Source organism: Erythrobacter sp. MTPC3, assembly GCF_042854385.1.
Lineage (GTDB): Bacteria > Pseudomonadota > Alphaproteobacteria > Sphingomonadales > Sphingomonadaceae > Erythrobacter.
In genome coordinates, this window is sequence record NZ_BTGP01000007.1 from 184,340 (window position 1) to 208,806 (window position 24,467).

General features: G+C 59.5%; 29 protein-coding genes. 22 read left to right on the top strand and 7 right to left on the bottom strand.

The features are described 5' to 3' along the window. Positions 1-11 precede the first annotated feature (11 nt). From ACGHU1_RS11265 to ACGHU1_RS11275, 3 genes are all read left to right on the top strand, one after another. On the top strand, positions 12-845 hold the full coding sequence (locus ACGHU1_RS11265) for a DMT family transporter (protein WP_390586960.1): 834 nt from the start codon (positions 12-14) through the stop codon (positions 843-845). A gap of 99 nt (positions 846-944) precedes the next feature. Next, entirely contained in the window at positions 945-1,919 is a 975-nt protein-coding gene (locus tag ACGHU1_RS11270; RefSeq protein ID WP_390586962.1) for an NAD(P)H-dependent flavin oxidoreductase, read from the top strand. Positions 1,920-2,104: 185 nt separating this feature from the next. Further along, a complete protein-coding gene (locus ACGHU1_RS11275; protein WP_390586964.1) occupies positions 2,105-2,767 on the top strand; it encodes a hypothetical protein in 663 nt (220 codons plus the stop codon). 3 nt (positions 2,768-2,770) lie between these two features. Here ACGHU1_RS11275 and ACGHU1_RS11280 read toward each other — a convergent pair whose 3' ends face one another. Both ACGHU1_RS11280 and ACGHU1_RS11285 read right to left on the bottom strand, forming a co-directional pair. Further along, positions 2,771-3,241 (bottom strand): hypothetical protein, encoded by a 471-nt coding sequence (locus ACGHU1_RS11280; protein WP_390586966.1) that lies wholly within the window; start codon positions 3,239-3,241, stop codon positions 2,771-2,773. Positions 3,242-3,368: 127 nt separating this feature from the next. After that, the gene (locus ACGHU1_RS11285) at positions 3,369-3,629 is read right to left on the bottom strand and encodes a zinc-finger domain-containing protein (RefSeq protein WP_390586968.1); all 261 of its coding nucleotides are present in this window, start codon (positions 3,627-3,629) and stop codon (positions 3,369-3,371) included. A gap of 139 nt (positions 3,630-3,768) precedes the next feature. On the opposite strand from ACGHU1_RS11285, the gene ACGHU1_RS11290 reads away from it, so the two are divergent. The 11 genes from ACGHU1_RS11290 to ACGHU1_RS11340 all read left to right on the top strand — a co-directional run bounded on the left by ACGHU1_RS11290 (position 3,769) and on the right by ACGHU1_RS11340 (position 15,648). Continuing rightward, positions 3,769-4,722: an ABC transporter ATP-binding protein gene (locus ACGHU1_RS11290; RefSeq protein ID WP_390586969.1), complete on the top strand. Its 954-nt coding sequence runs from the start codon at positions 3,769-3,771 to the stop codon at positions 4,720-4,722. A 91-nt stretch (positions 4,723-4,813) separates the two neighbouring features. Next, complete coding sequence (nadB, locus tag ACGHU1_RS11295; RefSeq protein ID WP_390586971.1) at positions 4,814-6,415, top strand: L-aspartate oxidase; 1,602 nt, start codon at positions 4,814-4,816, stop codon at positions 6,413-6,415. Positions 6,416-6,814: 399 nt separating this feature from the next. Then, positions 6,815-7,327, top strand: coding sequence for a hypothetical protein (locus ACGHU1_RS11300; RefSeq protein ID WP_390586972.1), 513 nt, complete (start codon positions 6,815-6,817; stop codon positions 7,325-7,327). A 294-nt stretch (positions 7,328-7,621) separates the two neighbouring features. Continuing rightward, positions 7,622-8,557 (top strand): TraB/GumN family protein, encoded by a 936-nt coding sequence (locus ACGHU1_RS11305; RefSeq protein WP_390586973.1) that lies wholly within the window; start codon positions 7,622-7,624, stop codon positions 8,555-8,557. A gap of 297 nt (positions 8,558-8,854) precedes the next feature. Then, complete coding sequence (locus ACGHU1_RS11310) at positions 8,855-9,370, top strand: energy transducer TonB (protein ID WP_390586975.1); 516 nt, start codon at positions 8,855-8,857, stop codon at positions 9,368-9,370. A gap of 228 nt (positions 9,371-9,598) precedes the next feature. After that, positions 9,599-10,510, top strand: coding sequence for an alpha/beta fold hydrolase (locus ACGHU1_RS11315; protein ID WP_390586977.1), 912 nt, complete (start codon positions 9,599-9,601; stop codon positions 10,508-10,510). Between the two features lie 634 nt (positions 10,511-11,144). After that, positions 11,145-13,205 (top strand): ribonucleoside-diphosphate reductase subunit alpha, encoded by a 2,061-nt coding sequence (locus ACGHU1_RS11320; protein WP_390586979.1) that lies wholly within the window; start codon positions 11,145-11,147, stop codon positions 13,203-13,205. A 134-nt stretch (positions 13,206-13,339) separates the two neighbouring features. Further along, a complete protein-coding gene (locus tag ACGHU1_RS11325) occupies positions 13,340-13,699 on the top strand; it encodes a PilZ domain-containing protein (RefSeq protein ID WP_390586981.1) in 360 nt (119 codons plus the stop codon). A 134-nt stretch (positions 13,700-13,833) separates the two neighbouring features. Beyond that, complete coding sequence (locus tag ACGHU1_RS11330; RefSeq protein WP_390586982.1) at positions 13,834-14,019, top strand: hypothetical protein; 186 nt, start codon at positions 13,834-13,836, stop codon at positions 14,017-14,019. A 196-nt stretch (positions 14,020-14,215) separates the two neighbouring features. After that, positions 14,216-15,265, top strand: a complete 1,050-nt coding sequence (locus tag ACGHU1_RS11335; RefSeq protein WP_390586984.1) for a ribonucleotide-diphosphate reductase subunit beta — start codon at positions 14,216-14,218, stop codon at positions 15,263-15,265. 230 nt (positions 15,266-15,495) lie between these two features. Next, positions 15,496-15,648 (top strand): hypothetical protein, encoded by a 153-nt coding sequence (locus tag ACGHU1_RS11340; protein WP_390586985.1) that lies wholly within the window; start codon positions 15,496-15,498, stop codon positions 15,646-15,648. A 5-nt stretch (positions 15,649-15,653) separates the two neighbouring features. On the opposite strand, the gene ACGHU1_RS11345 is transcribed toward ACGHU1_RS11340, so the two are convergent. Further along, positions 15,654-16,049, bottom strand: coding sequence for a hypothetical protein (locus ACGHU1_RS11345; protein WP_390586987.1), 396 nt, complete (start codon positions 16,047-16,049; stop codon positions 15,654-15,656). A 477-nt stretch (positions 16,050-16,526) separates the two neighbouring features. On the opposite strand from ACGHU1_RS11345, the gene ACGHU1_RS11350 reads away from it, so the two are divergent. The 3 genes from ACGHU1_RS11350 (at position 16,527) to ACGHU1_RS11360 (ending at position 17,810) form a co-directional block, all read left to right on the top strand. Continuing rightward, on the top strand, positions 16,527-16,826 hold the full coding sequence (locus ACGHU1_RS11350) for a hypothetical protein (protein ID WP_390586989.1): 300 nt from the start codon (positions 16,527-16,529) through the stop codon (positions 16,824-16,826). 60 nt (positions 16,827-16,886) lie between these two features. Then, positions 16,887-17,159, top strand: coding sequence for a hypothetical protein (locus ACGHU1_RS11355; protein ID WP_390586990.1), 273 nt, complete (start codon positions 16,887-16,889; stop codon positions 17,157-17,159). Between the two features lie 375 nt (positions 17,160-17,534). Continuing rightward, on the top strand, positions 17,535-17,810 hold the full coding sequence (locus tag ACGHU1_RS11360) for a YdcH family protein (RefSeq protein ID WP_390586992.1): 276 nt from the start codon (positions 17,535-17,537) through the stop codon (positions 17,808-17,810). Positions 17,811-17,995: 185 nt separating this feature from the next. Here ACGHU1_RS11360 and ACGHU1_RS11365 read toward each other — a convergent pair whose 3' ends face one another. Further along, positions 17,996-18,670 (bottom strand): hypothetical protein, encoded by a 675-nt coding sequence (locus tag ACGHU1_RS11365; RefSeq protein ID WP_390586994.1) that lies wholly within the window; start codon positions 18,668-18,670, stop codon positions 17,996-17,998. A gap of 139 nt (positions 18,671-18,809) precedes the next feature. On the opposite strand from ACGHU1_RS11365, the gene ACGHU1_RS11370 reads away from it, so the two are divergent. Further along, on the top strand, positions 18,810-19,724 hold the full coding sequence (locus ACGHU1_RS11370; protein WP_390586996.1) for a sulfotransferase domain-containing protein: 915 nt from the start codon (positions 18,810-18,812) through the stop codon (positions 19,722-19,724). Between the two features lie 19 nt (positions 19,725-19,743). Here the strand turns inward: ACGHU1_RS11370 and ACGHU1_RS11375 are convergent, their stop codons facing one another. From ACGHU1_RS11375 to ACGHU1_RS11385, 3 genes are all read right to left on the bottom strand, one after another. After that, complete coding sequence (locus ACGHU1_RS11375) at positions 19,744-20,097, bottom strand: DUF4870 family protein (RefSeq protein ID WP_390586998.1); 354 nt, start codon at positions 20,095-20,097, stop codon at positions 19,744-19,746. Positions 20,098-20,198: 101 nt separating this feature from the next. After that, positions 20,199-20,744: a thermonuclease family protein gene (locus ACGHU1_RS11380; RefSeq protein WP_390587000.1), complete on the bottom strand. Its 546-nt coding sequence runs from the start codon at positions 20,742-20,744 to the stop codon at positions 20,199-20,201. A gap of 129 nt (positions 20,745-20,873) precedes the next feature. Further along, the gene (locus tag ACGHU1_RS11385; protein WP_390587002.1) at positions 20,874-21,191 is read right to left on the bottom strand and encodes a DUF2282 domain-containing protein; all 318 of its coding nucleotides are present in this window, start codon (positions 21,189-21,191) and stop codon (positions 20,874-20,876) included. 199 nt (positions 21,192-21,390) lie between these two features. On the opposite strand from ACGHU1_RS11385, the gene argB reads away from it, so the two are divergent. The 4 genes from argB (at position 21,391) to ACGHU1_RS11405 (ending at position 24,435) form a co-directional block, all read left to right on the top strand. Then, a complete protein-coding gene (argB, locus tag ACGHU1_RS11390; protein WP_390587004.1) occupies positions 21,391-22,299 on the top strand; it encodes an acetylglutamate kinase in 909 nt (302 codons plus the stop codon). A 101-nt stretch (positions 22,300-22,400) separates the two neighbouring features. After that, on the top strand, positions 22,401-22,700 hold the full coding sequence (locus ACGHU1_RS11395) for a YggT family protein (RefSeq protein ID WP_390587006.1): 300 nt from the start codon (positions 22,401-22,403) through the stop codon (positions 22,698-22,700). Continuing rightward, positions 22,700-23,593 carry a bifunctional methylenetetrahydrofolate dehydrogenase/methenyltetrahydrofolate cyclohydrolase FolD gene (folD, locus tag ACGHU1_RS11400; RefSeq protein WP_390587008.1) on the top strand — a complete coding sequence of 298 codons (894 nt, stop codon included), beginning with the start codon at positions 22,700-22,702 and terminating at the stop codon, positions 23,591-23,593. The genes ACGHU1_RS11395 and folD overlap by 1 nt, the downstream gene beginning before the upstream one ends. A 74-nt stretch (positions 23,594-23,667) precedes the next feature. Beyond that, a complete protein-coding gene (locus tag ACGHU1_RS11405; RefSeq protein ID WP_390587010.1) occupies positions 23,668-24,435 on the top strand; it encodes a hypothetical protein in 768 nt (255 codons plus the stop codon). Positions 24,436-24,467 lie beyond the last annotated feature (32 nt).

A 24,467-nucleotide genomic window follows, 5' to 3' on the forward strand; every position in this document is an offset into this window, starting at 1 on the left:
ATGGACAAGCGATGCGCGGCGCGGGCCTCACCTTTATTCTGGCAAGTTTCGCGATTGCCGCTTTTGCGGGCAATTCGCTGATCGCACGCGCTGCGCTGGCGGATGGAGCCATAGAAGCTGGCGCGTTTTCGGCGATCCGGCTGGCGGCAGGCGCGATTGTCCTGCTGCCGTTTCTGGGCCGCTTTCCTGACAAACGCGACTTTCCCGGAGCCGTATCGCTCGCCGTCTATGTTGGAGGGTTCTCGCTAGCTTATCTAAGCCTCGACGCAGGCACGGGTGCGCTCATCCTCTTTGCGTGTGTGCAGGCGACGATTCTAACGGTGGGGTATACGCGCGGCGGGGCGCTGAACCGGCTTGGCTGGACCGGGTTTGCCATGGCGATGGCCGGCTTGTTGGTGCTACTCGCGCCCGGAGGCGAAGCGGTTGAATTGCTGCCTACGATCATGATGGGCGTCGCTGGTGCCGCTTGGGGCGCTTACACATTGATTGGGCGGGTCGGCGGCGATCCTGCGGGCAGCACGGCCCGCAATTTTCTGCTCGCGTCGCCGCTGGTTCTGCCGATGCTGCTGATCGACACAGCCTTGCCTAGTATGCATGGCATTCTATTGGCCATCATTGCAGGCGCGCTGACATCGGGGCTCGGATACGTGCTGTGGTACAAAGTGACGCCGCGACTGGGGCTGGGGACGACGGCAAGCGTGCAACTGGCAACCCCGGTTGTCGCTGCGATTGGCGGCATCATCTTGCTGGGTGAGCCGCTGGGCTGGCGGCTGGTGGCCGGCGGCGCTCTAATCGTTGCGGGGATCGTGCTCACCATAATCAAGCCGAAGAAAGCCGCTGCCTGACGCTACGGCTTTGCGCCTCATCAAAACCGCGCTTGCAAGACCACCCAACTTCCGCTTGTTTCGCGTCCAAATTACGCAATCACGAGAGGAAACACCGCAATGAAGACCGCCATCACCGAAATGTTCGGCATCCAGCATCCCATCATTCAGGGCGGCATGCATTATGTCGGATTTGCCGAAATGGCGGCGGCGGTTTCCAATGCCGGGGGGCTGGGTATCATCACCGGCCTGACGCAGGGCACGCCGGAGAAACTCGCCAATGAAATTGCGCGCTGTCACGACATGACGGACAAGCCATTTGGCGTGAACCTTACCATCCTGCCGACACTAACCCCGCCTGATTATCCCGGCCTTGTAAAAGCCGTTATCGACGGCGGTGTGAAAGTGGTCGAGACCGCAGGCCGCAATCCGGTCGAACTGCTTGGCCCGCTGAAAGATGCAGGGATCAAGGTGATCCACAAATGCACCAGCGTGCGCCATTCCCTGAAAGCGCAGGACATCGGCTGCGATGCTGTTTCGGTCGATGGCTTTGAATGCGGCGGACATCCGGGTGAGGACGATATTCCAAACTTTATCTTGCTGCCGCGCGCCGCAGACGAGCTGGACATTCCATTTGTATCGAGCGGCGGTATGGCCGATGGTCGCAGCCTCGTCGCCAGCCTCGCCATGGGCGCACAAGGCATGAACATGGGCACACGCTTTATCGCGACCAAGGAGGCGCCCGTGCACGAAAATGTGAAACAGGCGATTGTTGAGGCATCAGAGCTGGACACGCGGCTTGTCATGCGTCCGCTGCGCAACACCGAACGCGTGCTTGCCAATGATGCCGTGGAACGCCTGCTGGAAAAGGAAAAAGAGTTGGGCGATGCGATCACCATTCAGGATATCCTGCCAGAGGTCGCGGGCGTGTATCCGTCGATCATGATGGAGGGTGAGATGGACAAGGGCGCATGGTCGTGCGGCATGGTTGCCGGTCTCATCAATGATGTGCCCACCTGTCAGGAACTGATCGACGGCATCATGAAAGAGGCGGATGACATCATTGCCCGCATGAATTCCATAACGAAAGCCTGAATATTACCCTTCGCCGATCCTGCGTGGTGCTTGGGGGAATTACGTAGGGGACGCCTAAGCTCTCTTTAAAAGTGCGCGCGATAGTCACCGTCTATTCGGGGAGGCGGCTGGTCACTGCCCCTTTTGGCAGGGATCTGTAAACCGGGCAGGGCTGCGTTGAACGCGTCCGATCCGCGCTGGGGAGTATGACAAGGGTGCAGGAATTATCGCTCGAAATGTGGATGGTGCTGATTGCGGCATCCAGTGTTCTCAGCCTGTTTTCTGGAGAGATGCTGGGCGCATGGCGGATGAAACGCCTGATGAGCCGCGCGCGGGCTGAATCGCCCGCCGGTGTCGCGTCGCTTTTTCAGAATGTGCAGCCGGTGCGTTCTGCCAGCGATGCGCAGCTGGACCCTCTGGGCCAGCTGATGAAGGCGCGAGAATTTGCATCCTCTTCGCTCGCTTCGGTCGAAGTGCCCCAGCCGGAAGCCCAGCCGCAACCCCAGCCCGAGTACAGAACCAATGATCGCGCTCAGGCCTTTTCGGCTGCGCAGCGCCCGGCACCTCGTTACGGACGTTTCAACCTCGATGCGTATGAGGACGGCGCCAAGCCCGATCCCGGAGCAGCGCACATTCTCAACCATTACGAGAAATCGTTCCGTATGCTGGACGCTTACGCTAACGGGCAAATGGACGATTCCGCTGCCGGCGCCATCTACATCGCGCCTGGTGAAGAATCTCCGCGCATTTCGGATGTCGCCCCGGTGTCGCGCACTATTGACGCAGAGAGCCTGCAGTCACTTCGCACCGAACGCACCTATAATCGTCAACCCGCATGGGTCAGTGAAGCCGGCGCGTCCGCGTGGTAAAGGTCAACTGGCGCCTGAGTCTTGCTTCACCCGCGTATAAGGGATGAAGTCATCGAGGAACACGTTGCCGGTAAAGATGCCCAGCGTGCGTTCGGCGGTGCTCACAATGTCCAGCTTGCAAATCTGCGACGCGTTGAAGCGGCGCGATACCAGGATGTCGTCACGGTCGATCCGCTCGGGATCTTTGGTGCGCTGGACATAGATCGTGTTGCCGCTGCCATAGACATAAGCGGTTTCATCGATCACGCGGAGACGGTAATTCGGACGGGTGCGAATGCAGCGTTTCGGCTCCCCTGCAACGCGTCCTTCCAGCATTTCGGCAAGTTTTTGCTCACCCTCGGTCAGCTCGGACATTTCCGCGCTGGCATCCTGATCGCTTTCAGCAGAGGCAGGCTGGCTGGCGACAAGAGCGAGCGCAGCAGCAGCGCCAGCAACCGGAAGCGACGCTTTGGTTAGGAGGGGGGAACGGGACATAGCATTCTCCTTTTCGCAGGACTTGAACGGGCCTGATCGCCCGATACAGCATATCACGGCTGAACGCATGCTGACCACATTTACCGGACGGAGCGTTTGCCGCGTTCCCGCAAAAATTCCCGGAGCTTTACCGGTGGCCGGGATCGGCCCCTTCGGAAATGTCGGGCAGGCTGGCCTGATCCGCGCCGTCAGCCGGTCCGCCTTTCAGGACGAAACGCCGGTCGCAATAGCCGCAATCGACATAGCCGTGCTCGTCGATTTCCAGATAGATGCGCGGATGTCCGAGGGCTGCGGGGCGATAGCCCGCGCCCCCGCGAATGGAGCTTGCGCCGTCGCAGCTCACACGCTTGGTTTCTACCATAATCACTTCGGGTGGAGGTGTGTTCATGCGTCAGGCGAATAATCCCGCAGGCTTGCGAATTCAATCGCTATCATGCGCGAAATGCTTCCTGTGTCGCCGCGCCCTCATTAACTCCGCCCGCGGCAGGCACTTGCCCCCGGCGAGTGGCTGACATAGTGCACGGCCTATGCCGACCCCGCCAGCCATCCGCATCGACAATCTCGCCAAACGCTATGCCCCGCCCAAAGGCGCAAAGGGCGACGAGGCACAAGGCAAGCTGGCGCTCGACGGGGTCAGCTTCGATGTGCCTGAAGGGTCGATCTTTGGCTTGCTAGGGCCGAATGGCGCGGGCAAATCGACGCTGATCAATATCCTTGCCGGACTGGTGAACAAAACCGGCGGATCAGCGAACATCTGGGGTTTCGATATTGATCAGCAGCGGCGCAACGCCAGCCGCGCTATCGGGATTGTCCCGCAAGAAATCGTATTCGATCCGTTCTTCACGCCTTATGAAGTGCTGGAAAACCAAGGCGGGTTCTACGGCATTCCCGCCCGCGACCGGCGTAGCGAGGAATTGCTCGCCGCAGTGCGTCTGGCGGATAAACGCAACGCTTACGCCCGGACGCTATCGGGCGGAATGAAACGCCGCCTGCTGGTAGCAAAGGCGATGGTCCATTCTCCGCCGATCCTCGTGCTGGATGAACCCACCGCCGGCGTCGATGTTGAGCTGCGCCGCCAGCTGTGGGAGCTGGTCACGCAAATGAACCGCGAAGGCGTGACAGTGGTGCTGACCACTCATTATCTGGAAGAGGCGGAGGAATTGTGTGATCGTATCGCGATCATCAATCACGGCAAGCTGATCGCGAATAAACCGACGCGGGAGCTGATCGAGATGGCGCGCGAAAAAATCGTGCGGGTCGAAACCGATGCAGACATCGCGCAAACGCCCTCGCATGAAGCATTTGCCAAAGTTGAAAAGCTGAACGACCGCGCGCTCGAAGTGACCTATGACAAGGACAAGATGAGCGCAGGCCAGGTGCTGGGCATCCTTCAGGACCAGGGCCTGACGGTCGAGGATGTGACGACTCGTGAAGCCGATCTGGAAGACGTATTCGTCCAGCTTACCGGCACCGGAAGCTGACGCAGCGCCTTCGGTCGCCGCCGCTGGCTGCTTCGCTTCGGCGCGATATCGCGCTCTTGCCCCGTGACGAATTGCGCGCCATGGCTCTGCAATGTCTGCACAAACCGAAAATCCGCAAAGCTACGACGTGATCGTTATCGGCTCCGGCGCCGCCGGGCTAACCGCCGCATTGGAACTTGCCGAGACGAAACGAGTGCTGGTTCTGGCGAAAGGCTTGTTAACCGGCGGATCGACAGCTTGGGCGCAGGGCGGGATTGCCGCCGTGCTGGATGCAGGCGACACATTCGACAACCATGTGCGCGATACGATGGTGGCAGGCGCGGGTCTGAACGACATCGAAGCGGTGGAATTCGTCATCGAAGGCGCGCCTAAAGCGATTGATCGGCTATGCGAACTGGGCGTTCCGTTTAACCGCGATGAAGATGCGCTGCACCTGACGCGCGAGGGCGGGCATTCACACCGCCGGATTGTGCATGTGAACGATGCCACCGGCTGGGCGGTTCAGGACGCTCTGTTGAAAGCGGCGGAGGCCAGCGAGAACATTACCATGCTGGCCGGGCGGACCTGCATCGATTTCATAACAGATCGCCACCGCGAGAAGTTTTCCGCCGCTGGCCGCGTCTGGGGCGTTTACGCGCTGAACGAGGAAACCGGGCGGGTCGAACGCCACATCGCCCGCGCGACCATTCTGGCCGCTGGCGGGGCGGGCCGCTGTTATCTATTTTCCACTGCCCCGCGCGGCGCTACGGGAGACGGCATTGCCATGGCATGGCGGGCGGGTGCGCGTGTCTCCAATATGGAGATGATGCAATTCCACCCCACCTGCCTTTACAATCTGGAGGTCAAAAACTTCCTGATTACAGAGGCTGTGCGCGGGGAAGGCGGGCATTTGCTGCACCCGGAAACCGGCCACCGGTTCATGGCAGATTACGATCCCGAGCGCATGGAGCTCGCCCCGCGCGATGTTGTGGCGCGCGCGATCGACGACCAGATTAAGCGGTTCGGACTTGATTTCGTCCATCTCGACATCAGTCATCAGCCGGCTGAATTCGTGCGAGAACACTTCCCGACGATCCATGAAAAACTGACGGGTCTGGGCATCGACATGACGACCGGCCCGATCCCGGTCGTGCCGGCGCAGCATTATACCTGCGGCGGAGTGGTGGTGGATCTGAACGCAAGAACCGACCTGCCCGGCCTGTGGGCGGCAGGCGAAGTCACCGAAAGCGGCCTGCACGGCGCGAACCGGCTGGCCTCCAACAGCCTGCTAGAATGCTTTGTGTTTGGCGAGGCGGCAGCGGAAGACATCCTGTCGCGCTGGGACAGTCTCGAAGAGCCACCCGCGATCCTGCCGTGGGATGAAAGCCGCGTGACCGATTCCGATGAAGAGGTCGTCATCAAACAGAACTGGACCGAAATTCGCCGCTTCATGTGGAACTATGTCGGTATCGTCCGCACCACCAAACGGCTGGAGCGTGCCAAGCACCGGATTGAGCTGCTGTCGCGCGAGGTCGAAGATTACTACGGTTCGTTCCGCGTCACCACCGACCTCATCGAGCTGCGCAATCTCCTGCAGGCGGCAGAGTTGATCGTGCAATCCGCGCTCGAACGGCACGAAAGCCGCGGTCTGCATTACACGCTCGACTATCCCAACACGGATGAGGTGGCGCGCGATACGGTGCTAGTGCCTTAAAGCCATGGCACACATCGTGCGTCGGCCAAGGAGTTAACCGTTTGGCGCGAAAGTAAACCGCGAAAGGACGCAAATAGCCAAAAGCAAACCAAGCCAAGACCGCATTCGGAGTCGCAGTAAAATTTGGCGCATTCATACAAGTAAAACATGACCTTGCCTCAAAATCACAATATAAACTTAGTGAATGGTTTTAGCTCTTTAACCTAACCTCGGCCCGGCGGCGCAGCGCTTGCCTTTATTTTGCCGTGATTAGGTGGGAATTTATACGTCGAAGCGTTCCGCAGGCGCTTTGCTGAGATCGACCTGAAATCTCCTCGCTAACGATAATGGGTCGCGAAGATATACTGCGAAGGTCTTTTCCTGGCCGATCATCCAACGTTCAATCGAGAGGATGACGCCATGACTACGAATACGAAAAAATCCACCCTGATATACCGCGCTCTTGGCGCGGCAATGCTGCTTGCCATGCCGGTAAATGCGGTCGCTTCGGACGACAGCGATGACATCGTCGTGCGGTCACAGCCCGCTATGGAAAAGTGGCAAAAGGCAACCGCGCGGCAACTTAACCGCGTGCTTGAACGGACAGGCCATACCTATCGCGGACGGCCCGATAACGCGATTGTCCAGGTAACCTTCACTCTGGGGCCTGATGGCAGGGCCAAAGATCTGCAGTTCTACAACGATGAAGGCAACCAGTATGCACGGCATGTGGCTGTTCGAGCGGTCCGCCGGTTGAGAGATCTGAATCAAGTGCCGGTATCTGATCCCCAAGATATCGAATTCCTGGCCAATATCATTTTTGCCGACAACAAATTGATCGAAGGCCGTCTGATGGAACGGCTAGTATCGATGGAACGTGCCCGCTTCGCCTCTTCGGGCGAGAAGCAAAAATATATCGCGCTCGGTTACTGAGCAGCCTGATTCACTATCCGTAAAAGCGGTCTTGCCGCTCTTCATTCCGTCTGAGCACTCAGGCGAAATGGCCCCAGCACTGTGCTTGTCTGAATTCTGCGGAGAAACAGGTGGCCGGTGCTGGGGTTCGGCGGTGCAGGAGTTCGGTGGCGCCGGGGTTCGGAAAAGAAATGCCCCGATCGTCCCATCCCCTTGCGGAGTTCACGGCTCGTAGCCGATCTGGCAATGGCAACTGGAACCCGGCACCACCTTTCATACATTTTCACGCAATGCGGCGCACGCTAGACTGGTGCAATGCTGAAACACCTTCTTGTGATCTCTCTAAGTGCGGCTTGCGCCATCGTACCATCTTTGGCGAGCGCCCAGACTGCGCCAATCACCCAGAACCAGATCGTCGTCACCGCGCAGCGGTCCGGTGCGCCGCTTTGGACGGTGCACACCGATACCGGCACCGTCATCCTTGTCGGAGAAATCCGCAACGTGCCCAAGGCGACGCCGTGGCAGCCGGACCGGTTGGAGGAGGCGGTGGGCGAGGCGGACAATGTCATCATCCGCGCGCGGCCCAAGTTTTCGCCAGGGGACGTGTTCCGCCTGATTTTTCGCGGAGGCCGCTTCACCAAACTGCCCGATGACACGGTCGCCGCCGACTACCTTGATGCAGCCCAGCGCGCTCGGCTCGCTGCGCTCGAACAGCGGTATGATCAGGATTATGATCGCCGCAGCCTGCTGATGACGGCGTTCGACCTGCTCGCACGCAGGCTCGATTTCGATGACGATACCACCGACGATGCGACCGACATCGTGCGCGAGGCGGCGGAGAACGCCGATGTGCAGATCACGCGGCCAGAACGGTTTCGCGGGGAAGACCTGCTGGACAACCTCGCCGAAGCGCCGCCGGAAAGCCATATCCCCTGCCTCGAGGCCGCGATGGCCGCAACCGAAGCGGGCAGCGACGTCATCATACAGCGCGGGGAAGACTGGCGCGCCCGCGATGTGCCTGCGGTCATGGCTAACCCGCTAGAAATCGCGCTTGGCCGGTGCTGGCCGTGGGCTGATCCTCAACTGGGCGAGGAATTGCGCGGCATCTGGGTCGGTGCCATTGAAAGCGCCGCTGCGGATACCGGAGTAACGGTGGCCGCTGTGCCGTTGAGGGTGCTCGCCGAAGACGGCGGCGTGCTCGACATGCTGGAACAGCGCGGATTCGATATTGGCGGCCCTGCCTGGCGCTAGACGGGGCCTTTCACACAGATGCGGCAAAGACGCTCGGCAGGCGCAATACGCAGTTTATCGATCTCCATACCCCGCTAGGCGACATAAACCGCCGCTGGACGATACATATTTGAAATAATCCAACATTCTGCGACTTTGATGAAGGACGCGGCGGGCAGCCCTTACGGTAACTCTTGCGACAACCGCCCGCCGTGTCTGATCGACCGACAGAGCCACTGCACGAGTAAATGGGACTGGTGCTCGGCGCGTCTGGTCCTTGCGATCGATCGTCTTCGAACTTTTAAGGAGGATGATCTGATGATTACCATGTCCAAAACCGTGTCCGCCGCCGCGTTGGCTGCGACTGCGAGCCTGACTTTCGCCGCACCTGCCTTTGCCGGTGAACCCAAGGAACAAACGTCCATCGTCGTGCGCTCAGCCGCCGCCATGGAAAAGTGGCAGGACGAAACCACCAAAGATTTGAACCGCGCCCTTGGCCATGCGCCAATTCGCCAGACGATGGTGCCCAATGAAGGCATCGTCGAGGTTGCCTTTACCCTTGGCGCTGATGGCCGGGCCGAAAATGTCGAAGTGCTGAAAGGCAAAGGCAATTGGGCCGCGCGCAAAGCCGCGACCTATGCTGTCACCCGCCTTCGTTCGCTGTCTGATGTGCCGGTTTCCGCGCCAAAGGATGTCCGCTTTATCGCCAGCATAATCTTCGCCGATGACCGCGCCGCGCATCGCAAGCTGGCAGAGCAGGTGCAGCAGAAACGCGCGGCCCAGCGGTTTGCTTATGCAGAGGGTGAAACCAATGTGATCCTGCTTGGCGGCTGACCGGTTCCGCCCCTTGGAAACCGTTAATACCCGCCGCCAATGCTGGCCTTCGCAAAGAAGGGCCGGGCGCGCCGCATCCTCCTGTCTCCAGTCCCGCGCGGATACCCCGTGTAGGCAGGCCGGGTGCGGCGTGTTTCCGCGCACATGGGTGGTCCTCACGACCAAGGGGTTGGGTCACAGACAAATTTAGGGCATTCGTCTCTGCTGAAGTTTTACGGAGAGAACGCAATGCCAACCACCACCGCCAACGGCGTCGAGCTGTTTTACGAAGACAACGGAAATGCAGGCGATGAACCGATCCTGCTGGTGATGGGCCTTGGCGCGCAGATGATCCTGTGGCCCGATGAACTGGTCGAGGCGCTCGTCGGGCACGGGTTCCGCGTTATCCGTTACGACAATCGCGACATCGGTTTGTCGCAGAAGATGGAAGGGGCGAAGGCGCCCGGTCTCCGCACACAGGTGCTGCGCAAGATGATCGGATTTCCTGCGCGTGTGCCCTATACGCTGGCCGATATGGCGGCGGATGGCGCAGGGCTGCTTGATGCGCTGGAAATCGGCCGGGCGCATGTCGTCGGCGCGTCGATGGGCGGAATGATCGCGCAGCTCATGGCGATCAATCACGCGGACAAACTGCTGTCGATGACGTCAATCATGTCGACCACCGGCCACCCGAAACTGCCGACTGCCGATAAACAGGCGATGGACGCGCTGATCGCCCCGATCAAGTCGATGGAGGAAGAAGACCTGATCGCGCACGGCATCAATATTCAGCAAAGCATCGGCAGTCCTGGCTTCCCTGCCGATCCTGAACGCCGGCGCGAGCGGGTGAAGACAGCCGTGCGCCGCAGCGTTTATCCCGCCGGCCTGCCGCGCCAGCTGGCCGCGATCATAGACGATGGCGACCGCAGAGAGCGGCTTAAATCCGTGACTACACCAACATTGGTGCTGCACGGAGAGGATGATCCGCTGGTCAAGCTGGAGGGCGGGAAAGACACCGCTGCGCATATTTCTGGCGCGAAACTGGTCACCATGCCCGGCTGGGGCCACGATCTTCCGATTGAGCTGGTGGACCGGATCGCGCAGGAAATCGTAGGCCATGCCAAATCTGTGAATGCCGAGGTCAGCGCGGCCAGCGCCTGATAGTGTGAGGCGCGATTAGCGGCATCGCGAAGAGCGGAGCCTGCAGATCGCACCAGATGCGCCAAATCGGCATTGGAGCGTCCTGCGCGGCTGTGATCGCAGGCTAGCGGAGGCGCCCCGAGGGGGCGCTACGGATTCGATTGTTGCGCATCTGGATTCGATTGATTCACAAGCCCGCGCACATCCTTTTGCACGCCAAAATTTTTTCGCAGATTCGTTTTTGGGCTTGCGCGTCTGACAAGCCTAGGAAAACCGGCGCGTCGCGGCGTTGCAGGCGGATAATACACCGGCGATTTGGCCGCGCAGTTTCCCTTAATCGGCATTTACCCTCTTGCGCGCTGGCAGCGCATGATTCAGTATTTAGTGGTTGTTCGGGGCTGCACACCCACAAGACCTAGTGATCGCAGCGCTTGAGCCCCATATAGGCAATCGGGGCTTTTGCGCAGGGGATCGGAGTCTCCCTTTCAGGTTGTGCGGCACCGGCAGGGGGCACATCGGGGTATAAGTTTCGGGACAAGCTGTGGCTTTACCGGGGATATCCTGAGGATTGTCTGGTAGAGAACAGAATCGGAACATGGGACTTTCTTCGCTAGAAGGGCGTCGCACCCCGATTCGCGAACCGAGCGGGGCTACGATGGAATTTAAAGCGAGTGATGGCGTGCCAAACGAAACTTCAGGCGACCTGCTGACCGACACTGATACCGGTGCGGCCAGCGATAGCGCCCCCACGAGAACAACACCCCCGGCAACGAAAGCGGTGAGCATGAAAACGAGCGACAAAGGCAGCGAAGAGCTGGTCGCACAAAAAGCGGGCGAGGCGCTTGCTGGCGCGATGGGCGCAGTGGCCAAGGCCGCTGGCGACACCGACAGCAAAAAGGTCAATGACCGCCGCTTCACGATCACGACCGACGCATCGCGAGACGCGAACCTGACCGAATTCGGCAAGGAAACGCTCACCGATCGTTACCTGCTGCCGGGTGAGACATACCAGGATCTGTTTGCGCGCGTGGCCGATGCCTATGCCGACGATCAGGAACACGCGCAGCGCTTGTACGATTACATCTCGAACCTGTGGTTCATGCCGGCTACCCCGGTGCTTTCCAATGGCGGCACCGCGCGCGGCCTGCCGATCAGCTGCTATCTCAACAGCGTGTCCGACAGCTTGAACGGGATTGTGGACACCTGGAACGAGAACGTGTGGCTCGCGTCGAAGGGCGGCGGGATCGGCACATATTGGGGCAATGTGCGCGGCATTGGCGAACCGGTCGGCCTTAACGGCAAGACCAGCGGCATCATCCCGTTCGTGCGCGTCATGGACAGCCTGACGCTGGCGATCTCGCAAGGCTCTCTGCGGCGCGGGTCGGCGGCGTGTTATCTCGATGTGTCGCACCCTGAAATCGAGGAATTCCTTGAAATCCGCAAACCATCGGGTGATTTTAACCGCAAGGCGTTGAACCTGCACCACGGCGTGCTGCTGACCGACGATTTCATGGAAGCCGTGCGCGATGGCGCCGAGTTTGATTTGAAATCACCAAAGACCGGCGAAGTGCGCGGCACAGTGGATGCGCGTTCGCTGTTCCAGAAACTGGTCGAAACCCGCCTTGCCACTGGTGAGCCATACATCGTGTTCAACGACACGGTGAACCGCATGATGCCAAAGCATCACCGCGACCTGGGCCTCAAGGTTTCAACCTCGAACCTTTGCAGCGAAATTACCCTGCCGACGGGTATCGATCACCTTGGCAATGACCGTACGGCGGTATGCTGCCTATCCTCGCTCAACCTCGAAAAGTGGGATGAGTGGAACGGCGACAAGCAATTCATCGAGGACGTAATGCGTTTCCTCGACAACGTTCTACAGGATTATATCGACCGCGCGCCGGACGAGATGGCCCGCGCAAAGTACTCCGCAGAGCGTGAACGTTCGGTCGGCCTCGGCGTCATGGGGTTCCATTCCTTCCTTCAGCAAAAAGGGCTGGGCTTCGAAACTGCGATGGCGAAGGCGCTGAACCTCAAAATGTTCAAGCATATTCAGGCCAAGGCGTCCGAGGCGAGCATGTTGCTGGCGCAGGAACGCGGGCCGTGCCCCGACGCCGCCGATATGGGCGCGATGGAGCGGTTCAGTTGCAAGATGGCGATCGCACCAACGGCGTCGATCAGCATCATTTGCGGCGGTACGTCTGCCTGCATCGAGCCGATCCCGGCGAATATCTACACCCACAAAACCCTGTCGGGCAGCTTCATCGTGAAGAACCCGTATCTGGAAAAGGTGCTCGATAAAAAATCGAAGAATTCAAACAACATCTGGAATTCGATCCTGGAGCAGGGCGGCAGCGTCCAGCACCTCGACTTCCTGACTGCGGAAGAAAAAGCGAGCTTCAAGACCAGCTTTGAAATCGACCAGCGTTGGCTGCTCGAATTCGCCGCCGACCGTTCGCCCTACATCGATCAGGCGCAGTCGCTGAACCTGTTCATCCCGGCGGATGTCGACAAGTGGGACCTGATGATGCTGCACTTCCAGGCGTGGGAAAAAGGCATCAAATCGCTTTATTACCTCCGCTCCAAATCGGTGCAGCGCGCAGGCTTTGCCGGCGGCGTCGAGGCTGACAACACGAAAGACGCGCCCGAAATCGCACTGAAAGCCGAACTTGGCGAACAGCAGACCGATTACGAGGAATGCCTCAGCTGCCAGTAAGCGTGTGACGTTTTTCCAATCTTGCAAAACCCCGCGAGGCAAAGCGCTTCGCGGGGTTTTTCTTGGTCGCCTCGGCGTGCACGTGGCTGCGCGTTTACGCAGACTTAAGCCTATCGCTGTAGCGCATGCGCGTTATGCAGACACGTCAGACTTCGCGCAAAACGATCAGCTTGCCCGGACGCTTTTACACCGGCGCAGGCCAGCTCGTCGATGTCACCTTGAGTGAGCTATCGGTGGGCGGTTGCCGCTTTGCCGCACCGGGAAAGGCGCTCATCCCGGGCACTCCGTTGCAAGTGTATATCGGCGCATCCGGTCCCCACCGCGCCAATGTCCGTTGGAGTGAAAATGGCGAAGTTGGCGTGACATTCGCCGCGCCGTTTACGCAGCCGCAAATCGACGCGTTCGAAAACGGCGAAGAGCCCGGCACACCCGGCACCGCGCAGGCGGACACGCTTGACCAGTTATCAAAGGCAAAGCCGCACCGTTTCTGCTGAACGCATATCGTGTTTTCGCTGATGGCGCGCCAAAATGCGGGCGCGGCCCACTCGCGCGCGGGCAATAATTGTGTCATCATTCGCTGACTGGGCCGCATTCCGGCCCGGAGATTGCGATTAAGAAAGATGACATCATGACGCCAATCACCTGGATCGGGATCGCTGGCACCGCACTGGCGCTCGTGTTTCTGATTGCCGCGATCCGCAAATTGCGCACGGCCCAGACCGGCCACACCGCCAATGCCGCGCGCATCCACATCCCTGTAGTGCTCGCTTTCCTGCCGATTTTGTGGCTCGTCGTATTGTTCATGCAAGGGTGAGAAACACCGGCGTTTGCGCACCGTGCAATCACCGCACTTGCATAGCGCGCACGGCCCCGCACTTCGCCTCCTGACCCGACTCGGTTCGACTCAAATTTTACACGGTTTATCCCCGCATAAACCTACGTGGTTGCCTTCGTTTCGTAGCTCTGTTTCCCTATATGGGTAAGCGAATACGAACCGAAGGAAACACAACATGTCGTTGCTCGAAGCCCGCTCCACCTACAAGCCGTTCGAATATCCGTGGGCTTACGACTTCTGGAAACGCCAGCAGCAAATCCACTGGATGCCCGAAGAGGTGCCTTTGGGAGAGGACTGCCGCGATTGGGCGCAGAAAATCACCGAGCATGAGCGCAATTTGCTCACCCAGATCTTCCGGTTCTTCACCCAGGCCGATGTCGAGGTGCAGAACTGCTATCACGAACAATATGGCCGGATCTTCAAACCGACCGAGATCAAGATGATGCTCGCCGCGTTCTCCAATATGGAGACCGTGCATATCGCCGCCTACAGCCACCTGCTCGACACAATCGGGATGCCTGAAAGCGAATACAGCGCCTTCCTCGAATATGAGGAGATGGCGGACAAGCATAGCTACATGCACCAGTTCAACGTCGAAACGGACGAGGATATCGCCCGCACGCTCGCCATGTTCGGCGGCTTTACCGAAGGGCTGCAGCTGTTCGCCAGTTTTGCGATGCTGATGAACTTCCCGCGCTTCAATAAGATGAAGGGCATGGGCCAGATCGTATCGTGGTCGGTCCGCGATGAAACGCTGCACTGCGAAGGCATCATCAAGATGTTCCACACCTTCTGCGAGGAGCGCCAGTGCCTCACCAAGGCGGTGAAGGAAGACATCATCGATATCTGCCAGAAAACCGTCCGTCTCGAAGATGCTTTCATCGACCTCGCATTCGAAATGGGCCCGGTTGAAGGGATGACCCCGACCGATATCAAGAAATACATCCGCTACATCGCCGACTGGCGGCTCAAGCAGCTGAAATTGCAGCCGATCTACCTGATCGAAGAGCACCCGCTGCCATGGCTCAGCCCGCTGCTGAACGGTGTGGAGCACGCCAACTTCTTCGAAGCGCGCGCCACCGAATATTCCAAAGGTGCCACCACCGGCGACTGGAACACCGTATGGTCCAGCTTCGACAAGCGCCAGAAGGCCAAAGCCGTCAACGAAGACGAAGCGGCGGATGAAGGCCCGGATATGTTCGGAGCTGTCGAAGCGGCGGAGTAATTTGCATTGATCGCCTTGCTTAAGGCGATCAACAGACGACAAATTCAAATTTGAATAATCACCGTGTTTGGGGGAGAGCCGCGATGCTTTCCCCCGACCTCGTTTCATTCGCCTGCCCGGTGTCATTCTGACGCAAGCGTCAGCGATCCGTGCGGGTAATGGAATGTAATTGTCCGTTCGTCCGCCGATGTTGTGCTAAGCTGCGGCTCCAAACAGAAAGGAGCCACTCCATGCAAGAAACCACTATCGCCGACCGCAAGAAGGAACTGCGAAACCTGCTCGACAAGCTTGAAGCGCATCCGGACAAGGCTTTTCCCGAAGAGCGCGCGCGCGTGGCCGTGCTGCAAAATATGCTCGCCGCGCACGAAAAAGCGAACGCGTAAGGCTTTTACCGGCCCCTCGCCGCGAGCCGGGGTATCAGTCCAAACGCGATCTGCCCGAGAAACCCGTACAAACCTGGCGGCGCAATCAGTGAGGCAAGCCATGAGCGCACTGCCTCTGATCGCCCCGCATCATGGGCCAGCAATGCAGCTAGCGCCATTTCCGATGCCATCAGCAGCGCAAAGGCAAGAGCGCCCATCGCCAGAGCTGAGCATGCGTTGTCTATCTTCATACGCCGCATCACTCGCCGTGCCGCGATCCAGCTTGCTGCCAGAATGATCGGGATTTCAATCAGGATGAATGTGCTTTCACCCACAGCGTCGCCGCCCCAAACCGTCCGCGCCGTGCCCAGTATAAAGCCGAGGCTGAAAATGACCGCCCAATACGTGATGCTAGCGTGCACCAAAGCTGGGCGGGGGGATATCGGCGCTGCTGCCGGGTCACTTTCCATATTCACATTATAGCACCGAAACTTACCGCGCAGATTTGACCCATATCAAAGGCGTGCCTGCACGCTGCGCTAAACTGACATCACATTCAAAAGCGGGAGGGCCCCGGTAGGTCTCGGCAAACGGCCTATAAACTCACCGAAATACTGAAGCACGACCGCTGTAATCGAACCGCCAAGCGCACCGGACCGAGGTTGAAACCGAAGCGGCCAGCGTTCATCGGACCGAGGCGCTGAAGAAACAGCTCCGGGCACTGCTCGATGAAATCACCGCGACTGTTTCAGCCGCGCGGGCCGGAACGGCCTGAATCGACCAGGGTCGGGATCTTGGCGGTGAAGGGGGCTGACTGATGCCGCCCACTTCTTTTCGGAACAGGCAGGCCCCCATTTGCATTGGTTAATCAACCAGACAGATTTCCAAGGATCAATTTAATGCGCACCACATTCAAGCCCATCGTCACCATGATGACCGCCGTCACCGCCGCCAGCTTCACTCTGGCCGCTTGCACTGCCGAAACGGAAGAGGGTGCGGCTGCGCCCGAAGCCGGGATCGAAGCGCCTGCCGACGGTGCCGATCTGACCGGCGCGGAAATTTCAGAAGCGGTGCCCGGCGTAGAAGCGGCCGCGCCCGAAGGGGAAACCGGCACGACCGCCGACCTCAACGAAGCAGAGGGCAACATCGTCTACACCGAAGACGCCGATCCCGACCGCGAAGCACAGCCCGGCGACTGATCCCGCGCATTCGGCCGCGCCTCCGCCCAATCAGACCAACATTCATAAAGAGACATTCTTATGCGCCACCCATCCAAATCCGCGCCCATCCTGCTGACCGCAATCGCTGCAACCAGCCTTTCTCTCGCCGCCTGCACGACTGAGCCTGACGAGGTCGCCGAAACGCCGCTTGATGAAGCCACCGTCACCGATGCGGACGCTGCTGCTGTCGGAATCCCCGAGAAACAGGGCGAGGCATCCCCCGAGACTGCTGTGCCCGAAGCCTCCGCCGAAGGTGCGATGCCAGAAGAGCGCGGATCGGGCGCAGAGCCGACCGTCCCCATCGAAGACTGAACGGTCATCACGGGTCCTACGGGTGCATAGTAAGAACTGCCTTAACGTATTAACCCGCCATACGCCGAAGTGTTAACGCAAGGCCAATCGGCAGGGTCAACATAGCCTTACCAGACACGTAATTTCCCTTGGTTTCCTAAGGTTTTGGTAACGGATGGGACAGATAAGGCCCCTAGTTAACGAGATAAAGGAAATATGATGGTCGTTCTGGAAGCAATCGGTGGATGCGTGCTTGGCCTACTGGGCGGATTGTGCGTGTTTGCGGTGCTTTTCTAAAGCGGCGATACCGACAAGCCCGGTGGTTTGACCCAAATCAAAGACATGCGGTAATCGTAAGCTCTATTCAGGCTCCGAAACCAATCGGAGAAAAGCGCGATGTCGGCCCACACCCCCCACGAACTGCATGACGAATTTCCGCATGACACAGCGGTGGTGCGGCGGCTGAAGCTGGGCGATGCCCATTTCAACCGCCTGGCGGGGCGATATCACGCGCTTAACCGCGCTATTCACCGGTTTGAAACCGAGGTTGAACGGTGCAGCGATTTCCACGTCGAGCGATTAAAGAAACAGCGCCTTGCCATGCTGGATGAAATCACCCTGATCATAGAGCGCGCTGACTGCGCCATGGTCGGGGCGCCTGCCCATGCCTAACGGGCGCAACCGCCTATCAATGCTTTACGCGGCCTGACGCCCACCGGCATGAAGGCCGCCCGTCCGCGCGGAGCCCCCCGTGTTTGGGAGAGCAGCCGGGGCACGCGCGGACATCTATGGGGGCGGTGCACGAGGCGATGCGCTGCTCCCACCAGTTTCAAAAGGACTGCCTTGCGTGCGCGTGTTCAGTCGTGGCCCCATGCAGGCGGCGGTGCAATGACAGGATCGGTCAGGTCGAACTCTGCGCGGAAAAATCGTTCTTCCGGGGCGCCGCCATCCACCGTACGCCTGAGCTGATAGGCAAATGCGGCATCGTCGGTTCCGGCCGGATCAATCTCAACCGTCCAGACATTCGTAAGCGACGCCGTGAGCCCCTCGCGCTGGAACAGGTCGATGCTTTCTTGGTCGATCGGGAAATCCTGCGACTGGGATGTGCCCGCATCCGCCGTATCTCCGCCATACATCGTAACCGCATCGCTCGTGCCGTCTTCGTGACGGTGATCATGTTTGAGGCGCAGCCCGCTTTCGGTGCGGCTCAGCACCCAGGTGCGCGACCGGTCCCAGCCTTCGGCGGTTTTGACATGGAAGGGGACAGATATGGCGTCGGGTGAACATTCGCGCACATGCATGACCATCTCGGCACTCGCGAAATCGGCGTCGACGGGATCATCGCTGACCAGTTGGCCTGAATACGCATTGCCGCAGTGGCTTGAAAGCGCGCTGAAAAATGCGTCTTGCTCACTTGCCGAGCCAGCGGACGAGGATTCCGCCGTTTCATCGCGGCTTGGCGCAGGTTCGGCGCAGCTCGCTTGAACGAAGGCGGTGGCGAGGATCAGCGGAGCGGTAGCATTGCGTTTCATGGCTCCGCTCTACCTGCCAATTACTCTCTTGCCTATTCGCATGACCAGCGCAGCTTTGCGAAAGGTCGCCGAGCTTGCCCTAACCCCTGCATCCTATACACCGGTTGCCGGGGCGCGATCAGGTGAGGGGTAATGAGACATGACCGGCGCGAAAATCGGACAGGCACGCAGTATTGAAGGGTTCGGCGAAATCATGGGTATCGCCATGCAGGGCGATAGACCAAATCACCGCCCATACGCTCCGCAAGCAGGCGATACTTTCATCACCAGCTGGGCGAAAAGCGGCACCACGTTGATGCAGCAAATGTTCCACCAGGTGCGCACTGCGGCATCAGGCGGCGACATGGATTTCGACGACATATGCCGCGTTGTCCCATGGGACGATATGGCAATACTGCTCGATTTCGACATGACCGCATCCCAGCCAGCCGCACCGCGCGGCTTCAAATCGCACCGCGAATACGAGCGGCTGCCCGAGGGTATGCGATATATTGTAAGCCTGCGCGATCCGAAGGAGACGTATGTTTCTTTCTACCGGTTCATCAATGGTTGGCACCTGGAGGACGGTGCGGTTTCGATGGAGGAGTTCATGCCGTTATGGCTGAGCGGCGGACCCGGCGGATGCGATTACTTTACCCACCTGCTCAGCTGGTATTCACGGCGCAATGAACCAGATAGCCTCGTCATGACCTATCGCTGGGCGGTGCAAAACAGGCTTTCTGCGATCCGCGCGATGGCGCATTTGTGCGGGATAGAGCTGACCTCGCAGGGCGAGGCATTGGTGATTGAGCGCACGACCCGCGAATTCATGCATGATCATAAAGACCGCTTTGACGATGGCATGGTCTGTAAAGTGCTCGAAGAGAAATGCGGCATTCCGGCGGCAAGCGATTCCACCAAGGTGCAGAAAACCGGCAGCAAGGCAGAGGCGCTGCCTGATGCGCTCGCGGACGCAATCGATGCGATGTGGGCTGAGCAGGTCGCGCCGCAGACCGGCCATTCCAATTTTGCATCGCTGGCCGAAGAGATCAATGCGGGGTTCGCCGCAGGGTAATCCGCCGCGGCGGCGCTATTTAAAAGAGCAGCGTTTGCGGGTCAGCCATCGGCTCGCAGCGCTGCGCTTTGACAAGCGAGAGGACACTCCGCACCCCGAACCACATGCCGACGGCCAGCATCGTGAGGAAGCCGATAAACACTAACATCAAAATGAAACTAATAAGGCTTCCAACCAGTCCGATCCAGAAGGTGCGGATCAGGTATGTGTAATGCGACGCGGCCCATTCTTCCTTGTCTTCGCCCTGCCAGATATGCGCAAGCACGATGCCCACCAAACCGCTGAACCCGGTCAGGAAACTGCCGAGATAAAGCAGGCTGATTATCGCCGGATTATTGAATTGAAATCCGCTTTTCACAGGTTGGCTGGTCATGGCTGATCCCCTTTGGCCGCTGACAGTGTCTGTGCAGTCTATGCAAAAGCGGCGATTGGACAAGCCTCTAATGCGAAAGGAGGCGCGCGCGCGGACCCATATCAGTCGCACCAGTCGATATACATGCCGCCCCAGCCATCGCCTTGCGCGAGGCCGCGCTGCGTCATGTGATCTTCCAGATATTCGCGCTTCCCGCCGGCATCCACGCGCCTGACGCGGCGCAATTCACGGCCATATTTGTCATAGGGCGGATCGGTATCTCCGCTCCATTCAAATGAACCGCGCGCGAGCCAGCGATGCAGGGCCGAGCGTGCCCGCATGGCCTTAGCCTTTTCGGCCTCGCACTGGCCGTTCAGTTCCGGCGTGTCGAAGCCGGTCAGGCGGATGCGCCGCCTGCCCGGTCCGTTGCCGATTACCACGGTGTCACCATCAACAACGCAGCCCGCCGCACCGCCCCAAGGCTGCCCGCAAAGTGCGAAATCGAAATTCGCCTGCACCCAGCCGCGTTCCTGAATGTGCGTTTTGTCGAAGACCCACCACGCTGCAAGGCCCAGCAGTAGCAGCACCGGCACGCGCGCAGCGGGCCACCGCGATTCGGGTCGCGATGGACGGTTAGGTCGCACCAGGCGGAGGCGGCGTTTTGGCATCGCGCGAAGGCTTAGCAGCAACTGCGCCAGGCCTGAACGGTTCGAGCCGCGTTTCACCCGGCTGGCTTGGCCACGAAAAAGGCCGCGAGGGATGAACCCCTGCGGCCTTATTCCGTCTGCCGTGCCCGATCAGGCGTTGATCGGCTCAAGCGATCCGGTGCCAGCAGGCGTTTCGATCTGAAGACAGGTGCCCGCGTCAACATACGTCCATGCATTGCCCTGATAATCGACGACGCTGGTTCCCGCGCAGCTTGTGCCCGGTCCGGCTGCACAATCATTCATGCCGGCCTTCGACACGCCGTAGCATTTCTCTTTCTCCCCGCCGCCTGCCGCTGCGAGAGCTTCGGCTTCGGTGGTGGCGGGGGCATCCGCGCCGCCCGAACAGGCCGCGGCAAGGCTCGCTGCTGCGGCTAAGGTAATCGAACCCATGATACGTGTAGTGGTCATATATTCCTCCTCTTCAAAAGTTTTCAGGCAAACCTTAAGCGGTGCCATCATCAATTGTTTCGGCGAAATTGGGCAATTGGTTACAGGCCGCCCTGGTGCTTCGCCTTTGCAGTCGCTGTCTTAAGCGGCTAGGCGCGGCAACCGGCCCCTTCACGGCGGCCACCGGGCAGCATCACGGATCGATAAAGGGATTTCGAGAATGACGAGCGATGCGGAATCTTCAGCGCAGGCGCAGGGGTTATCCAAAGCAGAAACGCTGATCGAGGCGCTGCCTTATTTTCAGCGTTATGCCGGGCGCACTTTCGTGGTGAAATATGGCGGTCACGCGATGGGCGAACCGCAGGCAGCGCGTGATTTTGCCGAAGATATCGTATTGCTGAAAGCGGTCGGCATCAACCCTGTCGTCGTTCACGGCGGCGGGCCGCAAATCGGTGAAATGCTGTCGCGGCTGGGCGTGGAAAGCACCTTTGTCGATGGGCTGCGGGTCACGGACGAAGCCACCGCCAAGGTTGCCGAAATGGTCCTGTCAGGCGCGATCAATAAAGAGCTGGTCGGCTGGCTTTCCAATGCCGGCGGCAAAGCCATCGGCATCTCCGGGAAAGATGGCGGACTGGTGACCGCGCGCAAGGTCGAGAGGACGACGCGCGATCCCGAAAGCCTGATCGAAAGCGTCATCGACCTCGGCTTTGTCGGTGAACCGGCAAAAGTGGACACCAGCGTCATCGATACGGCGGTCGCGGCGGGCATGATCCCGGTTATCGCGCCGATTGCGGGCGGCGAAGACGGATCAACCTATAACATCAACGCCGACACCATGGCAGGCGCAATTGCCGCAGCGCTGGGCGCGGCGCGGTTGTTCCTGCTGACAGATGTCGCAGGCGTGCTGGATGCGGACGGCAAATTGCTGAGCGATCTGAGCCCTGCCGACATTGCCAAATTGCGCGACGAAGGTGTGATCAAGGGCGGCATGGTGCCAAAGCTAGAGACGTGCGTCTCGGCGGTGGAATCGGGCTGCGAAGCGGCAGTTGTGCTGGACGGGCGGGTGCCGCACGCCATGCTGCTGGAATTCTTCACAGCCCGCGGCGCAGGCACTCTGGTGCGCGCGTGATCGCCGCGATATTGGCTTGATACTGGATTTAAGCGTATTACATCTATAACACGCCTCTCAGGGACTGTTGGCGTCAGAGTTTAAAAGACAGGAAATCATCAATGTCAGGACTGATTGCAGTTCAACAAATCATCGGCCTCATAACCAGCGCGCTGATCATGCTGATCATCGTCCAGTTCGTGATCGGACTGCTGTTCGCATTCAATGTGGTCAACACCTCGAACCAGTTTTTGATGCAGGTTTACGAGGCGATCAATCGCCTGCTCGACCCCTTGCTCAGACCAATCCGCAACCTGATGCCGAATACGGGCGCAATCGATTTTTCGCCGCTGGTGCTGATTATTCTTTTGCAGGTTCTCGAAATTGTTCTCGCAGCCGTGATCCGATCGGTCGCATACTGATGAGCGCAACGCGGATCGACGGAAAGGCGTTCGCAGCCCGATTGCGGGAGCGTGTGGGCGAGTATGCCGCGCGTTTTGCCGAAGCCGCTGGCCGCCGCGCGGGACTGGCTGTGGTTCTGGTGGGCGAAGACGCCGCAAGCCAGGTTTATGTCGGCGCAAAAGGCAAGGCGACGCTGGCGGCCAATATGGCCAGTTTCGAACACCGTATGCCAGCCGATACCACGTCGGCGGCGCTGCTCGCTCTGGTTGAGCGGCTGAACAACGATGAAAGCGTCGATGGCATACTCGTCCAGTTGCCGCTGCCAGATCACCTCGATGAACAAAGCATCATCGCCGCGATCAGCCCAGATAAGGATGTGGACGGCTTCCACGTTATCAATGCAGGCCGGCTCAGCGTCGGACAAAGCGGCTTTGTCCCATGCACTCCGCTCGGCTGCATGATGCTGCTGACGGACAGGCTGGGCGATCTTTCAGGTCTGGAGGCGGTTGTGATTGGCCGGTCGAACATTGTCGGCAAACCGATGGCGCAATTGCTGCTTGATGCAAACGCGACCGTCACCATCGCGCATAGCCGGACGAAATATCTGGCTGGCGTTGTGCGCCGCGCGGACATCGTGGTCGCCGCGGTCGGACGCCCTGAAATGATCCGCAAGGATTGGCTGAAAGACGGCGCGACCGTCATCGATGTCGGCATCAACCGCCTTCCGCCCGAGCCTGGCAAAGATAAGGGCAAGCTGGTGGGTGATGTTGCCTTTGACGAGGCGAGCGAGGTCGCAGCCGCGATCACGCCTGTCCCCGGCGGCGTAGGCCCAATGACGATTGCCGTGCTGCTGCGCAACACACTGGTCGCCGCGCACCGCAATGCCGGACTGGATGTCCCGGAAGACCTTTGATCTATTTCGATAGTCAGGCAGGGTAAACCTGCGCGCGGGCATCCCGCCGAACAGATATCGCTTGCGGAGGCTCCATGACAAAAATCCCCCTCGCTCTGACAGCCGGAACACTGGCATTGGCGTTGTCGGCCTGCGCCGGTTCGCAGCCGCGCGGTCCATCGGACAGGGTGATTGCGCGCGCGCTTCAATCCGCGCCGGGCGCTGCGCAGCCCAGCACCATTGTCAAGACAGAGATCGCTTATGCCCGTGCCGCGCAGGAACAGGGGCAATACACCGCTGCAGTGGACTTTGCCGCCGCCGGCGCGCAGCTTCACGGTAGGAACGGCCCTGTTTCCGCGCCCGCTTTGTTTGCGGGATTACCTGACCCCCAGCAGGCAAACGAATGGTCGCCGAGCGCGGTCGTGATGAGCTGCGACGGGCAAATCGCCCTGAGCCAGGGGCGATTTGTCGATACCGAGGGATTCGTCGGCAATTACGTGACGGCTTGGGTGCGTCAGCAAGACGGCGAATACAAATGGATTTACGATGTGGCCGGCCGCGACGATCCACAGCCGCCTCCGCGCAAAGAATTCGAAGACGGCGATATCGTCGTGACCGCGATCGATTCTGTTGAAGGTCTAGTGGCAACATGTCCGCGCGGCGGGGAAACCATACCGCCGCCACCGCCGCTCTCCATTGGCGAGGACATATCCGGACTAGCGCAGCTATCGCGCGATGGAACGCTGCGATGGCGCTGGGAACACCGCGCCGATGGCACGAAATACGTTGCTGCGGAATATTACTATAATGGCCAATGGGTGACCGCGATCGAAGAATTGCTTGCATCTCCAGCCGAAGGATGATGATGGGCGGCGCTTCACAACCGCCCCTCTAA

Coding starts and splice junctions, on each gene's coding strand:
- ACGHU1_RS11265 (WP_390586960.1), top strand. CDS start 12: ATGCGCGGCGCGGGCCTCACCTTTATTCTGGCAAGTTTCGCGATTGCC.
- ACGHU1_RS11270 (WP_390586962.1), top strand. CDS start 945: ATGAAGACCGCCATCACCGAAATGTTCGGCATCCAGCATCCCATCATT.
- ACGHU1_RS11275 (WP_390586964.1), top strand. CDS start 2,105: ATGACAAGGGTGCAGGAATTATCGCTCGAAATGTGGATGGTGCTGATT.
- ACGHU1_RS11280 (WP_390586966.1), bottom strand. CDS start 3,241: ATGTCCCGTTCCCCCCTCCTAACCAAAGCGTCGCTTCCGGTTGCTGGC.
- ACGHU1_RS11285 (WP_390586968.1), bottom strand. CDS start 3,629: ATGAACACACCTCCACCCGAAGTGATTATGGTAGAAACCAAGCGTGTG.
- ACGHU1_RS11290 (WP_390586969.1), top strand. CDS start 3,769: ATGCCGACCCCGCCAGCCATCCGCATCGACAATCTCGCCAAACGCTAT.
- nadB (WP_390586971.1), top strand. CDS start 4,814: ATGTCTGCACAAACCGAAAATCCGCAAAGCTACGACGTGATCGTTATC.
- ACGHU1_RS11300 (WP_390586972.1), top strand. CDS start 6,815: ATGACTACGAATACGAAAAAATCCACCCTGATATACCGCGCTCTTGGC.
- ACGHU1_RS11305 (WP_390586973.1), top strand. CDS start 7,622: ATGCTGAAACACCTTCTTGTGATCTCTCTAAGTGCGGCTTGCGCCATC.
- ACGHU1_RS11310 (WP_390586975.1), top strand. CDS start 8,855: ATGATTACCATGTCCAAAACCGTGTCCGCCGCCGCGTTGGCTGCGACT.
- ACGHU1_RS11315 (WP_390586977.1), top strand. CDS start 9,599: ATGCCAACCACCACCGCCAACGGCGTCGAGCTGTTTTACGAAGACAAC.
- ACGHU1_RS11320 (WP_390586979.1), top strand. CDS start 11,145: ATGGAATTTAAAGCGAGTGATGGCGTGCCAAACGAAACTTCAGGCGAC.
- ACGHU1_RS11325 (WP_390586981.1), top strand. CDS start 13,340: ATGCAGACACGTCAGACTTCGCGCAAAACGATCAGCTTGCCCGGACGC.
- ACGHU1_RS11330 (WP_390586982.1), top strand. CDS start 13,834: ATGACGCCAATCACCTGGATCGGGATCGCTGGCACCGCACTGGCGCTC.
- ACGHU1_RS11335 (WP_390586984.1), top strand. CDS start 14,216: ATGTCGTTGCTCGAAGCCCGCTCCACCTACAAGCCGTTCGAATATCCG.
- ACGHU1_RS11340 (WP_390586985.1), top strand. CDS start 15,496: ATGCAAGAAACCACTATCGCCGACCGCAAGAAGGAACTGCGAAACCTG.
- ACGHU1_RS11350 (WP_390586989.1), top strand. CDS start 16,527: ATGCGCACCACATTCAAGCCCATCGTCACCATGATGACCGCCGTCACC.
- ACGHU1_RS11355 (WP_390586990.1), top strand. CDS start 16,887: ATGCGCCACCCATCCAAATCCGCGCCCATCCTGCTGACCGCAATCGCT.
- ACGHU1_RS11360 (WP_390586992.1), top strand. CDS start 17,535: ATGTCGGCCCACACCCCCCACGAACTGCATGACGAATTTCCGCATGAC.
- ACGHU1_RS11365 (WP_390586994.1), bottom strand. CDS start 18,670: ATGAAACGCAATGCTACCGCTCCGCTGATCCTCGCCACCGCCTTCGTT.
- ACGHU1_RS11370 (WP_390586996.1), top strand. CDS start 18,810: ATGACCGGCGCGAAAATCGGACAGGCACGCAGTATTGAAGGGTTCGGC.
- ACGHU1_RS11375 (WP_390586998.1), bottom strand. CDS start 20,097: ATGACCAGCCAACCTGTGAAAAGCGGATTTCAATTCAATAATCCGGCG.
- ACGHU1_RS11380 (WP_390587000.1), bottom strand. CDS start 20,744: ATGCCAAAACGCCGCCTCCGCCTGGTGCGACCTAACCGTCCATCGCGA.
- ACGHU1_RS11385 (WP_390587002.1), bottom strand. CDS start 21,191: ATGACCACTACACGTATCATGGGTTCGATTACCTTAGCCGCAGCAGCG.
- argB (WP_390587004.1), top strand. CDS start 21,391: ATGACGAGCGATGCGGAATCTTCAGCGCAGGCGCAGGGGTTATCCAAA.
- ACGHU1_RS11395 (WP_390587006.1), top strand. CDS start 22,401: ATGTCAGGACTGATTGCAGTTCAACAAATCATCGGCCTCATAACCAGC.
- folD (WP_390587008.1), top strand. CDS start 22,700: ATGAGCGCAACGCGGATCGACGGAAAGGCGTTCGCAGCCCGATTGCGG.
- ACGHU1_RS11405 (WP_390587010.1), top strand. CDS start 23,668: ATGACAAAAATCCCCCTCGCTCTGACAGCCGGAACACTGGCATTGGCG.